This window comes from Nitrospirillum guanabarense, assembly GCF_034653355.1.
GTDB lineage: Bacteria > Pseudomonadota > Alphaproteobacteria > Azospirillales > Azospirillaceae > Nitrospirillum.
On record NZ_JAYEER010000004.1, the window covers coordinates 1199693 to 1213014 of the forward strand.

A 13322-nucleotide genomic window follows, 5' to 3' on the forward strand; every position below is an offset into this window, starting at 1 on the left:
ATTTGTATATACAATTCTGTATCTACAGGGGACCTGCTCTTGAACTGGGTATGGGATGCGCGAAAGGCCCGAGCCAACATTGCGAAACACAAGGTCAGTTTTGAGTTGGCGGAAAGGGTTTTTGGCGACCCCTTCGCGATAACGGTTCCAGACCCATATCCAGATGAAGCCAGGTGGCGAACCATAGGCCGCCCTTACGCTAATCTGCCGGGCGTGCTGTTCGTTGTTCACACCGACACTGCAAGCAGCGGCGGCATCGGCCATATCATCTCTGCGCGCCGCGCCACGCCGGCAGAAAGGAAAGCTTATGAAGAAGGGTAATGCCGAGCCACTGGATCCGAAGCTCCGGGCTGAGTTGGAGGCGCTATCCAGTGATGATAGCCCGGTGGATACCAGTGACATTCCGGAAGTCACCGATTGGTCTGCCGCCAAGCGGGGAATGTTCTACCGGCCTGTTAAAACGGCACTGTCCCTGAGACTGGATACCGATGTCGTAGATTGGTTCCGACGGCAGGGGGATGGATACCAGACCCGGATCAACGCAGCCCTGCGCGAGTATATTGAGACCCACGGCGGATCGTAAAGAAATCTCGGGCGACGCCTTTTCCTATACCCGACGCACCACCCAGCCGCGGCGCACGCCCAGGTACCAGTAGAGGCCGCCGATGACGGCCATGGTCAGCAGCACCTCGGCCACGTCTTCGACGCTGGCCGGCTTGTTCTCCGGCGCGCCCACGCCCAGCAGGGAAGGGAAGGGTGGGCCCAGCACGCCCATGACGTAGATGGCCATCAGGTTCTGGCCCAGGTGGATGCCGATGGCGGCCTCCAACCGGCCGGCGCGGGCCGTCACCGCCGACAGCAGCAGCGAGATTATGAAATAGAGCGCGCGCTGGTCCCACACGGCGTTGCCCCAGGACTGGGTGTGCAGGCCGGCGAACAGCAGGGCCACGGGCAGGGCGGTGATCCAGGCGCTGCCCGTCACGGCGTAGAGGCCCTGGCTGATGTAGCCGCGGAACAGCGCTTCTTCCGCCGTCACTTGCAGCACCACCATCCAGCCGGTGGCGGCGGCGAAGGCCAACACCTGGGGCCAGGGCTGGCCGCCGGGGGCGAACGGCTCCCCATGCCAGACGTCGACCAATCCGCTGACGACGATGGTCAGCAGCACCAGCCCGCCCCACAGCAGGGCGGAGCGCAAGGCCAGCCCCACATCCAGGCCGGGCAGCGGGGACAACAGGCTGCGCAATGGCCGGCCGTGCAGCCAACGCACCGCCAGGGCGAGGGGTAGCAGGGCGGCGGCGACGCTGCCCAGCATCATCAGCAGTTCGACGATGGCGCGCAGCCCTTCGCTGCGCTTCATCGCCGCCTCAAGGCGCAATCCCTGAGGCAGTTTCACCAGCAGCACGGCGATGAGGACGGCGCCCAGGGCCACGATGACCAGGCCGCCGAGGAAGGCCCACCATGGTTCCCGCCGCTGGCGGGCCAAGCCCAACAGGGACGGGGCCGAAGGATCATCCTCCGTCGCGGAAGTGACTAGCGACACGGAGGGGATCAGTTGGCGCCAGGCGCGATGGTGATGCAACCCTGGCCCTGACGGCGCAGCTGCGTGCAGGCGGCGCGGGCCGTCTTCTCACTCAGACCGGCCAGGCGGGCGCGGTACAGCGTGGACTTGGAGGCGGAGATCTCCACCACGTTGGGCACGGCGGCGTTCAGAAGGCCCTTGCTCTTCTGCGTGGCGCGCGCGATGGCGGCCTGGGTGGCGGCACGGTCGTTATAGGCGCCGACCTGGATGCTCCACCCCTCGGGAGTGATCTTGCCCTTGGCGCCGGTGGCCACGGCGGGGGCCGCCTCGGCCGGTGCTGCCAGCAGGGTGTGGTCGGCCACGCTTTCAGCCGCCCTGCCCACGGCCTTGGCCGCCTTGCCGGCGGCGCTGGCCAGCCGGACTCCGGCGGTCGCCTTCGCGGCCTTGGGCGCCGGAGCCTCGTCGGCCTCTTCCTCGTCCCCTTCGGAGGTGGCGCCGTCCTGGCTGTCCGCCGTGTCGGCGCTGGCCACCTGGACGGCGTCGCGGCCACGGGGGGAGCGGATGGGCGCCTCGGCCGTCAGCACCTCGCCCGGCTTGGTGGCGAAACCCTCATCCAAGAGGTCGGCCATGCGGTTGTCGCGCCACACGGCGCTGCTACCGCCCATGACCACGGCGATCAGGCGGCGACCGTCATGCACGGCGGAGCCCACCAGGTTGAAGCCCGAGGCGTTGATGAAGCCGGTCTTGATGCCATCCATGCCGGGATAGCGGGACATGAGATGGTTATGGTTGGCCATGGTCTCCCCCTGATAGGTGAAGCTGGCCGTCTTGAAATAGCTGTACTGCTTGGCGTGGTCGTGGATCAGCGCCTGGGCCAGGCGCGCCAGATCGCGCGCCGTGGTCACCTGGCCGGTGTTGGGCAGGCCTGACGCGTTGCGGAAGGTGGTGCGGCTCATGCCCAGGGCGTGGGCCTTGGCCGTCATCATCTGGGCGAAACGCGGCTCGCTGCCGCCCAGGTTCTCGCCCACCGTCACCGCGACGTCGTTGGCCGACTTGGTGACCAGGGCCAAGATGGCATCGCGCACGCGGATGGTGTCACCCGGCTCCAGGCCCAGCTTGCTGGGCGCCTGGGCGGCCGCGTGGGCGGAGACCTTGAAGGGCGTGTCCAAGGTGACGCGACCGGCGTCCAGCGCGTCGAACAGCAAATACAGCGTCATCATCTTGGTGAGCGACGCCGGATAATTCTGGGTGTCGGCGCCGGCGGCGTGCAGCACCTGGCCGGTCTCCGCGTCCACGACGATGGCGGCGTACTTGGCGAAAGCGCTCACCGGCGCCAGGGCCCAGCAGGCCAGCAAGGCCAGGGCGGCCCAGCGCATCCGCCGGACGACCGAACCCCGACGCGCGCCCAGAACCGAGTGTTTCCAATGGGTCACGGTGAACTGCCCCTTCCGCCGATGCCATGTCGTTGGTGACTACAAAAGTAAAGGCACGATGATTCGCTGTCCAGTATTGAAAATACGGTTAAGGGCCAAGGATGCGTGGTTTTTGATTGCCACCTTTACATGAACCGTCGCGACTCCGGACCGTCCCCTAACCCGGATGGGGGAGGGCGCGTTCATTCATATGATATATTGCGCCGCAACATGGCCACACCTTCCGGTGGAACGACGACTAGCCGGTTTGGCCTACGGAAGGCCATTTCGCGCCAGAACGCAGCGAATTACACCCGTATGTGGGGTGGAAATTCCCATGTGACGGAATTTTTGCGGTGCACAAAAACGGATTGACAAACTTCTTTCCAGGGTCCAGATAAGGGATCGTGCTGCGACGCAATATGACGGTGCCGCGAAATGGGCCGTTCGCCGCAGGCACGCCACCCGGCCGATGCCGGTTTGCCTGACCCGGGTACGGGCCGCATCGGGCGGCCGATGGATCATTAGCGATCATTGGAAGGAGCACTGACATGACCACCGCGAATACTACCACCCCCACCGCTACCGTTACGCGCGCCAAGAAGGTTGTCACCGACGCCGCGGTGGACACCGCCGCCGCCGCCAAGCAGGCCGCCGGGACCACCGTCACCGCCACGCAGGACGCCGTGACCAAGAATTACGAGCAGGCCGTCGCCCTCACGAAGGAGCAGGTCGAAAAAGCCAGCAAGAAGGCCTTCGAGGCGTATGAGGAGCTGACCGCCTTCAACAAGGAGACGGTCGACGCCCTGGTGCTGTCCTCCACCGTCCTGGCCAAGGGCCTGGAGAACCTGTCCAAGACCTTCGTCGCCTATGCCCAGTCATCGCTGGAGAGCAGCGTGTCGGCCACCAAGGCCCTGCTGGCCGTGAAGACCCTGCGCGAAGCCGTGGACCTGCAGTCCGAGTTCGCCAAGACCAGCTTCGACACCCTGATCAGCGAGGCCACCAAGACCTCCGAGCTGTCGGTGAAGCTGGCCAACGAGGCGATCGAGCCCATCTCCGCCCGCGTCAACGCGGTCGTGACCAAGTTCGGCAAGCCGCGCCTGGCGGCCTGATGAAGGCCCGGGCCGCCCCATGCGGCCCGGCGATGAAGCCGATGCTGACGAACCCGGTGGGCCCGCGCCCGCCGGGTTTTGTTTTGCCCGCTGTGACGGTCGCCGCTGCGCGGGACAGTGTTTCCTTGCGCCCGGGTGATTTACGTGCGGCAATCGCACGCCAGGCATGAATAAGGTTACCAGGGGTCTTCCAACGGCCCGCCGCGATCTCATATTATTCCTGGGATGACCACCCCGAGAGACACGTACCTGGAAGGCCATGACGGAGTTCGACAGTCAGGGAAATGAGGGCGGCAATGGCGGCGACGGCACCAACACCGGTGTCGTGGTCAAGGCCAAACCCAAGACCAAAAAGCCCTCCATGTACAAGGTCTTGATGTTGAATGACGACTACACCCCCATGGAGTTCGTCGTTCACATCCTGGAGCGTTTCTTCTCGAAGAACCGGGAGGAAGCGACGCGGATCATGCTGCATGTCCATCGCCGCGGCGTCGGCGTGTGCGGCGTGTTCACCTACGAGGTGGCGGAAACGAAAGTGACCCAGGTGATGGATTTCGCGCGCCAGAACCAGCATCCCCTGCAATGCACCTTGGAGAAGGATTAGTAGGCATGCTCTCGCGTAATCTCGAGCAGACGCTGCACCGGGCCCTAGCTTACGCCAATGAGCGTCGGCACGAGTACGCGACCCTGGAACACCTGCTGCTGGCCCTCACGGAGGATCAGGACGCCCTGGCCGTGCTGCGCGCCTGTGGCGTGACCGTGGAGAAGCTGCGCGTCGAACTGGGTGAGTACCTGGACAATGAGCTCAGCAACCTGATCTCCAGCCGGTCGGAGGACGCCAAGCCCACCGCCGGCTTCCAGCGGGTGCTGCAGCGCGCCGCCATCCACGTCCAAAGCTCCGGCCGGGAAGAGGTGACGGGCGCCAACGTGCTGGTCGCCCTGTTCTCCGAACGGGAAAGCCATGCCGTCTATTTCCTGCAGGAGCAGGAGATGACGCGCTTCGACGCCGTCAACTACATCTCCCACGGCATCGCCAAGTCCCCAGGCCGGTCGGAGACCAAGCGGGTCAGCGGCGCCGAGGAAGAGACGCCCGCCGGCGAGAAGGCGCCCAAGAAGGGCACGGAGGCGCTGGAGGCTTATTGCGTCAACCTCAACAAGAAGGCCCTCAGCGGCAAGATCGATCCCCTGATCGGCCGCGGGCAGGAGGTTGACCGCACCATCCAGATCCTCTGCCGCCGCTCCAAGAACAACCCGCTGTACGTGGGTGACCCGGGCGTGGGCAAGACCGCCATCGCCGAGGGTCTGGCCCGCCGCATCGTCCACGGCGAGGTGCCGGAGGTGCTGCAGAACGCCACCATCTTCGCGCTCGACATGGGCGCCCTGCTGGCCGGCACCCGCTATCGCGGCGACTTCGAGGAGCGGCTGAAGTCCGTGCTGTCGGAGCTGGAGGCGGTCGAGGGCTCCGTCCTGTTCATCGACGAGATCCACACGGTGATCGGCGCCGGCGCCACCTCGGGCGGCGCCATGGACGCCAGCAACCTGCTGAAGCCGGCCCTGGCCAGCGGCGCCCTGCGCTGCATCGGCTCCACCACCTACAAGGAATACCGCAGCTACTTCGAGAAGGACCGCGCCCTGGTCCGCCGCTTCCAGAAAATCGACGTCAACGAGCCCTCGCTGGACGACGCCGTGAAGATCCTGGAAGGGATCAAGAGCTACTACGAGAAGCACCACAACGTCCGCTACACCCGGGAGGCCATCCGCTCGGCGGTGGAGCTGTCGGCCAAGTACATCGGCGACCGCAAGCTGCCGGACAAGGCCATCGACATCATCGACGAGGTCGGTGCCGCCCAGATGCTGCTGCCCGTGGCCAAGCGCAAGAAGACCATCCAGGTGAAGGATGTGGAGGCGGTGGTCGCCAAGATCGCCCGTATCCCGCCGAAGAGCGTCAGCCGCGATGACCGCGAGGTGCTGCTGAACCTGGAACGCGACCTGAAGACCATGGTGTTCGGCCAGGACAAGGCCATCGACACCCTGGTCAGCGCCATCAAGCTGGCGCGGGCCGGTTTGCGCGATCCGGGAAAGCCCATCGGCAACTACCTGTTCTCCGGCCCCACCGGCGTGGGCAAGACCGAGGTGGCGCGCCAGCTGTCGCGCACCCTGGGCATCGAACTGACCCGCTTCGACATGTCGGAATACATGGAACGGCACACGGTCAGCCGCCTGATCGGCGCGCCCCCGGGCTACGTCGGCTTCGACCAGGGCGGCCTGCTGACCGACGCCATCGACCAGCACCCGCACTGCGTGCTGCTGCTGGATGAGATCGAGAAGGCGCACCCTGATCTCTACAACATCCTGTTGCAGGTGATGGACCATGGCAAGCTGACCGACCACAACGGCAAGACGGTCGACTTCCGCAACGTCATCCTGATCATGACCACCAACGCCGGCGCCGCCGACCTGGCCAAGCCCGCCTTCGGCTTCGGCCGGGAGCAGCGGCTGGGCGAGGATGAGGAGGCGATCAACCGCCTGTTCACGCCGGAGTTCCGCAACCGCCTGGACGCCATCATCCCGTTCTCGGGCCTGTCGCCGGAAATCATCGGCCGGGTGGTGGACAAGTTCGTCATGGAGCTGGAGGCGCAGCTGAGCGATCGCGGCGTCACCATCGAGCTGACGGACGAGGCCCGCGAGTGGCTGTCCAGGAAGGGCTATGATCCGCTGTACGGCGCGCGCCCCCTGGGCCGCACCATCCAGGAGTACATCAAGAAGCCCCTGGCCGAGGAACTGCTGTTCGGCAAGCTGGTCAAGGGCGGGGCCGTCCGCGTCACCGTCAAGGACGACGCCTTGTCCTTCGACTACGCCGCCGGTGGCGCCCGTCCGCCGCAGGCGGAAAAGCCGGAGGAGAAGGTGCCGGAGCTGGTCAACTGAGCCAGCGTCTCCATCGCGCTGGAAACGGGCGGGCCCCCGGGATGTTCCTGGGGGCCCGTGCCGTTTTGGAACGGTTGCATAGAGGACTGGTGACGGGAGACAGAGGCGGGTTGGAAATCGAGGCTGGGCGGCCAAGCCGGCGGCGCCCCAGCACTTGAAAAGGGGCCTCAGGACAAAGCCACCAGCCGCTTGATCAGGGCGTCCAGGTCGTTCCAGGCCAGGGGCTTGGCGACGTAGCCCGAGAACAGGCCGGTGGTCAGGTGGTCGATGACGTCGGTCTCGGCCGTCATCAACACCAAAGGCACGGGCCGGTCGCGACCGGCGGGGATGGGGCGGCCGCGCAGTTCCCGCGCGGCCTCGGCCCCGCCGACGCCGGGCATGTTGAGATCCAGCAGCACCAGGTCGAAGGGTGTTTCGGCGGCGTCGAACAGGGCGATGGCCTCCGCCCCGTCGGCGGCGCCCGTCACCTCGTACCCCAGGCGGCGCAGGACGGCCAGGATCAGCTCCCGATTCACCCGGTTGTCCTCCGCCACCAGGACGCGGAGGCCGGGGGCGGCGTCTCCGGCGCCGGTATTTTGGATACTCATTACGGTTGGCCCCTCGGCTCCTCGCAGTAGGCGCGCCCTGGGGCGCAAGCCCGTGTTGCCGCCACAATAGGCCTGTTCCCCACCATCGCACAGTCCCTTTGCCGCAGGACGCAGTGGAACCGGTATCGTTGATTTTGTGGCGCGGCGCCGCCTTTCCTATAAAATCCAGGATTGTTCGGGCCACCCGTATCGGTGACTCCGGCGATTGCCGTCACCCTGGTGGTTGTGCTGATGCGCGTAGTGTCATTGTTCGTTGTGGTATGGCTGGCCGCCTTGGGGGCCGCCTGCGTCCCGTGGGGCGCGGCGCGGGCGGAGCCTGGACCATGGCAGGCGCTGGGGCAGACGGCATTCGAGCATATCGACCGCAGCCGGGGTTTGCCCAGCGATACCATCTTCTCCCTGGCGCAGGACCAGCGCGGCTTCATCTGGATCGGCACCACCAACGGCCTGGCCCGCTTCGACGGCTATCACATGCGGGTGTTCCAGCCGGATCCGGACGTGCCGGGCTCGCTGCCGGACGGTGTCATCCGCGCCCTGCATGTCGACCCCGCCGGCCGGCTGTGGGTCGGGACCCATGTGGGCGGCCTCGCCCTCTACGACCCGGTGACCGAACGCTTCCGCACCGTCGCCCCAGGCCCCGCGGGCGTCAGCGCCGCCACCATCTACGATATCAGCGATGATGGCGCCGACGGCGTCTGGGTCGCCACCCGTGGCGGCCTGGACCATTTGTCCGGCGACGGCCGGGTGACGGAACGATTCCGCCACGCCGACAAGGACGCCAAGGACGGCGGCCCCAAGGACAGGGGCCCCGGCGACGACGCGCTGCCCCACAGCACGGTGTTCACGGTGCACCAGGACCGCGCCGGCGCCCTGTGGGTGGGCACGGCCAAGGGCCTGGTGACGCGGCCGGCTGATGGAGACCGTTTCGCGCCGCCGCCGGTGGCGACCCCGTCCCCTGCCGCCGGCGCCCTGCTGGCCGACAGCCTCTGGCAGATCGAGGAGGGGGCGGACGGGCGCCTATGGCTGGGCGGCGACCGCAGCGGCCTGGGCGTCTACGACCCGCGCGACCGGTCCCTGACCGTCATCCATCCGCAAGGCGACGGGGAGCCGCCGCTGTCCGCCGTCACCATGCGCGGCGCCGTGGAGGTGCGGCCAGGCGTGCTGTGGGTGGCGACCCTGGGCAACGGCATCGCCGAGGTGGACATCGCCAGGGGCACCTATCACGCCATCCGGCATGAGCCGGACATCCCCGCGACCCTGTCCAGCAACGCCCTGCGCGCCATCCTCAAGGACCGTTCCGGGTTGATCTGGACGGGCGGCGACTCCGGCCTGGACGTGCACAACCCCACCAACGCCGCCCTGGTGACGCTGTTCACCGGCAATGGCCGCCCGCCGCTGGGCGACCTGCCCACCATCAAGAGCGTGGCGGTCGCCCCCCAGGGCACGCTTTGGCTGGGCGGCGATGGCGCCGTGCTGGCGTTCGATCCCGCCACCCGCCAGGTGCGCCGTGTCCTGGCCGGCGGGCCGCATGCCGATCCGGAACACAGCCTGCCGCAACTGGACGTGCTGGCCATGGCCCGCCGCGCCGGCGCGGACGCCGGGGCGCCCGGCGTCATCTGGGCCGGCACGCCGCGCGGCCTCTACCGGGTGGCGGAGGCGACGGGGATGGTGGACCGGGAGGCGCTGCCCACCACCAATCCCTATCCCTACATCTCCCGCGCGGTCACGGCCGGCGGGGCCACGTGGGTCGGCACCTTCTCCGGCCTGGTGCGCATCGACGCCGACGGTGCCAAGACGCTGTACCGCCGCGACCCCGCCAACCCCGCCAGCCTGGTGGACGACCGCGTCATCGCCCTGGCGGTGGATCACACCGGCGCCGTTTGGGTGGGCACGGAGCATGGTCTGAACCGCCTGGATCCGGCCACCGGCGCCGTGGAGCGCCTGGCTCACGACAGGAACGACCCCGGTTCCCTGCCACACGACTATATCAACAGCCTGGCGGAGGATGGCCGGGGCCGGCTGTGGGTGGGAACGGCCCAGGGCGGCATCGCCATCCTGGAAGGGCGCGACAGCGCCGGCAAACCGCGCTTCCGTATCCTGAGCCGTGAAAATGGCCTGCCCAGCCTGCGCATCAACAACCTGACCTATGATGGTCACGACCATGTCTGGGCCACCACGGCCGATGAACTGGTCAGCATCGACGTGGGCAGCCTGGCGGTGCGTGTCCTGGGCCCGGCGGAGAACGCCCTGATCCGCCGCTACTGGGAAAACGCCTCGGCCGTGACGCCGGATGGCAGGCTGCTGTTCGCCGGCGACGGCGGCATGACCATCGTGTCGCCCGAGGACATCAGCGATTGGCGCTTCGCTCCGCCGCTAGCGGTGACCGACGTGCGGGTGGGGTCGCAAAGCGTACCGCCCGCCGCCGTCGACGGCGTGCCCCTGATCCTGCGTCCCGGCGACCGGAGCTTCGAGGTGGAGTTCACGGCGTTGGACTTCTCCGCCCCCGACCGCAACCGCTACGCCGTCATGCTGGAAGGCTTCGACGGTGGCTGGCTGGACAAGGACGCGCAGCGCCGCCGCGCCGTCTATACCAACCTGGCGCCCGGCCATTACCGCCTGCTGGTGCGGGGCAGCAACAAGGACGGGCAATGGAACCCGCAAACCCTGTCGCTGCCCGTGACGGTGCTGCCCGCCTGGTACCAGACCTGGTGGTTCCGCATCATGGCGGGGGCCGGCGTCATCGGCGCCGTGGCCCTGGCGGTCTGGGCCCGCCTGTCCTGGCATCACCGCCGCCAGCGCGAGCTGGAGGAACTGGTGGACGCCCGCACGGCCGACCTGGCGGCCTCCGCCGCCACCCTGCGCCGCGTGGGCGACGCCGGCCGCGACCTGTCCGCCTCGCTGGAGCGGGAGGCCATCTGTCGCGCCCTGCACGCCCATGTGGCCGAGCTGATGCCGGCCGCGGCCCTGCGCGTGGCCCTGTTCGCCGAGCCTGAGGCGTCCAGCCTTTCCCTGGTCTATGCCGCCGGCACGACGGATACGAACCTGGGGCCCCTGTCGCTGGAAGACCCGCTGTACCAGCGGGCGGCGGAAGGGGCTTCGACCAGCATCGGGCCCGACGACACCGCCTTGTACGCCCCCTTGCGCGTTGGCGGCCGCCGCCTGGGCGTGGTGGAGGTGCGCATCAGTCGGCCGGAGGCGGCACTGCCCCGCCATGCGGAGGCACTGCGCTCCATGGCCGCGTTCGCCGCCGTGGCCATCACCAACGCCGCGGCCTTCCGCGAGGTGGAACAGGCGCGGGAGGAGACGGCGCAGACCCTGGCCAACCTGGAAAACGCCCTGACCCGTCTGGTGCAGCAGGAAAAGCTGGCCTCGCTGGGCAACCTGGTGGCGGTGGTGGCGCATGAGATCAACACGCCGCTGGGCGTCTCCGTAACGCTCGGCTCGCAGTTGCAGGGTGAGGTCGAGGCCCTGGCCGGCGCCGTGGCGGAGAAGCGCCTGCGCCGGGGCGACCTGGACGAGTTCCTGTCCCAGGCCAGGGATGAGTGCGAGATCCTGAACCGCAACCTGCGTCGCGCCGCCGACCTGGTGCAGAGCTTCAAGCAGCTGTCGGTGGATCAGACCAGCGAGCGGGTGCGCGCCGTCCCGCTGACGGAGTACCTGCGCGAAACCCTGGTCAGCCTGGATCCGCTGCTGAAGGGCCACGGCGTGACGGCCACCGTGGACGGCCCCGCCGGCCTGATCGTGCCCACCCGCCCCGGCCAGCTGGCCCAGGTGTTGACCAACCTGGTGCAGAACGCCGTGGTTCACGCCTTCGACGGGGTGGACCAACCGGCCATCCATATCCAGGTGGCGGGCACGCCAGGCGGCCCAGCCACCGTCACCGTGTCCGATAACGGCCGGGGCATGACGGCCGACTTGGCGGCCCAGGCGTTCGAGCCCTTCTTCACCACCAAACAAGGGGCGGGCGGGTCCGGCCTGGGCCTGCACATCGTGCACAACCTGGTGACCGGCCCCCTGCGCGGGGAACTGAGCCTGGACAGCCTGCCGGGCGAAGGCACGCGCGTGCACATCGCGTTGGGCAGCTTCCAGCCCAGCGAAGCGCCGCCGGTGCTGGAACCCAGCCTTTGAACAGATGTCATGGCGACAACTGCGGCGTGGCGCTCAAGGGCCAGGCCGTGGCAGTTTCTTTTCCTGACGACGAGCCGGGACGGCGGCGGGGGCCGCGCCCGGAACGATGCGATGGATGGGAGACAAGGGCGTGTTGGCATTGAAGAACAGGAGCTTGGGCACGGGCGGCGCCTTGGGCGTGGTCCTGGGCGTGGCCCTGGGCGTGGCCCTGGGCGGGATTGTGGGCTTGCTGGCCACGGCGGCGTGGGCCGACGCCGGCCCGGCCACCATTCCGGCCTCGGCGCTCAGCAGCGTGAAGGAATTGCAGAAGCGGGCCCTGGCCGGCAGCGGCGCCTATGAGGTGGTGGAATCGCTGACCACCCAGGTGGGCCCGCGCCTGCCGGGCACCCCCAACGACGCGGCGGCCGTGGCCTGGGCTGTCAAGGCCATGAAGGACATGGGCCTGCAGGACGTGCACACCGAGGCCGTGCCCATGCCCGGCTGGCGCCGGGGCCTGGAACGGGCCAGCATCGTCGCCCCCATGCCGCAGCCGGTGGCCGTGGCGGCGCTGGGCGCCAGCGTGGGCACCGGCCCCGAGGGCATCGAGGCCGAGGTGGTGCGCTTCGCCAGCCTGGCGGATCTGAAGGCCGCGCCCGCCGGCGCGCTGACCGGCAAGATCGCCTACATCGCCCTGCCCATGGCCCGCACCCAAGACGGCAGCGGCTATGGCGAGGCCGTGGCCATGCGCCTCGCCGGCCCGGCGGCGGCGGCCAAGAAGGGCGCCGTGGCGGTCATCATCCGCTCCGTCGGCACCGACGCGCACCGCACGCCCCACACCGGCATGACCCGGTATGAGGAGGGCGTGGCCAAGATCCCGGCCGGCGCCATCTCCACCATCGACGCCGGACAGCTCGACCGCCTGCTTGAGCACGGCCCGGTGAAGATGAAACTGGTGCTGGACGTGGGTCCCCTGGACCCTATCACCACCTACAGCGTCGTGGGTGATCTGAAGGGCACGGAGAAGCCGGATGAGATCGTGGTGATGGGCGCGCACCTGGACAGCTGGGATCTGGGCACGGGTGCCATCGACGACGGCGCCGGCGTGGCCATCGCCCTGGCCTCCGCCAAGCTGATCAAGGGCCTGCCGGAAAAGCCCAAGCGCACCCTGCGCGTCGTGCTGTTCGCCGCGGAGGAGGAGGGCACTTACGGTGCCGCGGCCTACGGCAAGGCGCACGCGGCCGAGGCCGCCCACTATGTGCTGGGCACCGAGGCCGACCTGGGCATCGGCCCCGTCTGGCAGTTCAAGCTGAAGTCCAACGCCAACGCCGAGGGCGCCATCGCCGCCATGGCCGCCGCGCTGAAGCCGCTGCGCATCGTCCAGGGCGCGGATGGCGAGGGCGAAAGCTCCGACTTGGGGCCCATGGCCGAGGCCGGCATGCCGGTGGCGGAGCTGTCGCTGGACGCCACCACCTACTTCGACATCCACCACACCGCCGACGACACCCTGGACCGGATCGACCGCCCCACCATCGACCAGTCCACGGCCGCCTATGCCAGCGTGCTGTGGCTGGCCATGCAGGCCAGCGGCACCTTCCGGGCACCGGGCGGCGCCAAATAAGGGCCTGTGGCAGGGGGAGGGCGCCTTCGCCTTCCCCCAATT

At 68.3% G+C, this 13322-nt stretch carries 10 protein-coding genes; 7 read left to right on the forward strand and 3 right to left on the reverse strand.

Translation table 11 applies throughout. The features are described 5' to 3' along the window. Positions 1-39 precede the first annotated feature (39 nt). The gene (locus tag UAA55_RS23545) at positions 40-321 is read left to right on the forward strand and encodes a BrnT family toxin (protein WP_322955815.1); all 282 of its coding nucleotides are present in this window, start codon (positions 40-42) and stop codon (positions 319-321) included. Continuing rightward, positions 308-583, forward strand: a complete 276-nt coding sequence (locus UAA55_RS23550) for a BrnA antitoxin family protein (protein ID WP_322955818.1) — start codon at positions 308-310, stop codon at positions 581-583. The genes UAA55_RS23545 and UAA55_RS23550 overlap by 14 nt, the downstream gene beginning before the upstream one ends. Positions 584-607: 24 nt before the next feature. Here UAA55_RS23550 and UAA55_RS23555 read toward each other — a convergent pair whose 3' ends face one another. Together UAA55_RS23555 and UAA55_RS23560 are read right to left on the reverse strand one after the other, a co-directional pair. Further along, a complete protein-coding gene (locus UAA55_RS23555) occupies positions 608-1540 on the reverse strand; it encodes a CPBP family intramembrane glutamic endopeptidase (protein ID WP_322955821.1) in 933 nt (310 codons plus the stop codon). Between the two features lie 8 nt (positions 1541-1548). Continuing rightward, complete coding sequence (locus tag UAA55_RS23560) at positions 1549-2895, reverse strand: D-alanyl-D-alanine carboxypeptidase family protein (protein ID WP_322955822.1); 1347 nt, start codon at positions 2893-2895, stop codon at positions 1549-1551. Positions 2896-3482: 587 nt separating this feature from the next. Between UAA55_RS23560 and UAA55_RS23565 the strand changes: the two genes are divergently transcribed. The 3 genes from UAA55_RS23565 to clpA all read left to right on the forward strand — a co-directional run bounded on the left by UAA55_RS23565 (position 3483) and on the right by clpA (position 6968). Then, positions 3483-4043, forward strand: a complete 561-nt coding sequence (locus UAA55_RS23565; protein ID WP_322955825.1) for a phasin family protein — start codon at positions 3483-3485, stop codon at positions 4041-4043. Positions 4044-4302: 259 nt separating this feature from the next. Continuing rightward, positions 4303-4647: an ATP-dependent Clp protease adapter ClpS gene (gene clpS, locus UAA55_RS23570; RefSeq protein ID WP_044560809.1), complete on the forward strand. Its 345-nt coding sequence runs from the start codon at positions 4303-4305 to the stop codon at positions 4645-4647. Positions 4648-4652: 5 nt separating this feature from the next. Then, the gene (clpA, locus tag UAA55_RS23575; protein WP_322955828.1) at positions 4653-6968 is read left to right on the forward strand and encodes an ATP-dependent Clp protease ATP-binding subunit ClpA; all 2316 of its coding nucleotides are present in this window, start codon (positions 4653-4655) and stop codon (positions 6966-6968) included. 167 nt (positions 6969-7135) lie between these two features. Here clpA and UAA55_RS23580 read toward each other — a convergent pair whose 3' ends face one another. After that, positions 7136-7555 carry a response regulator gene (locus UAA55_RS23580; RefSeq protein ID WP_322955830.1) on the reverse strand — a complete coding sequence of 140 codons (420 nt, stop codon included), beginning with the start codon at positions 7553-7555 and terminating at the stop codon, positions 7136-7138. Between the two features lie 240 nt (positions 7556-7795). Between UAA55_RS23580 and UAA55_RS23585 the strand changes: the two genes are divergently transcribed. Together UAA55_RS23585 and UAA55_RS23590 are read left to right on the forward strand one after the other, a co-directional pair. Continuing rightward, positions 7796-11683, forward strand: a complete 3888-nt coding sequence (locus UAA55_RS23585; RefSeq protein WP_322955832.1) for a two-component regulator propeller domain-containing protein — start codon at positions 7796-7798, stop codon at positions 11681-11683. Between the two features lie 130 nt (positions 11684-11813). Next, positions 11814-13280: a M20/M25/M40 family metallo-hydrolase gene (locus UAA55_RS23590; RefSeq protein ID WP_322955833.1), complete on the forward strand. Its 1467-nt coding sequence runs from the start codon at positions 11814-11816 to the stop codon at positions 13278-13280. Positions 13281-13322 lie beyond the last annotated feature (42 nt).

Excerpts from the sequence above, each read along its gene's own strand:
- UAA55_RS23550 (WP_322955818.1), top strand. The coding sequence starts at position 308 with ATGAAGAAGGGTAATGCCGAGCCACTGGATCCGAAGCTCCGGGCTGAG.
- UAA55_RS23560 (WP_322955822.1), bottom strand. The coding sequence starts at position 2,895 with ATGCGCTGGGCCGCCCTGGCCTTGCTGGCCTGCTGGGCCCTGGCGCCG.
- UAA55_RS23565 (WP_322955825.1), top strand. The coding sequence starts at position 3,483 with ATGACCACCGCGAATACTACCACCCCCACCGCTACCGTTACGCGCGCC.
- clpS (WP_044560809.1), top strand. The coding sequence starts at position 4,303 with ATGACGGAGTTCGACAGTCAGGGAAATGAGGGCGGCAATGGCGGCGAC.
- clpA (WP_322955828.1), top strand. The coding sequence starts at position 4,653 with ATGCTCTCGCGTAATCTCGAGCAGACGCTGCACCGGGCCCTAGCTTAC.
- UAA55_RS23580 (WP_322955830.1), bottom strand. The coding sequence starts at position 7,555 with ATGAGTATCCAAAATACCGGCGCCGGAGACGCCGCCCCCGGCCTCCGC.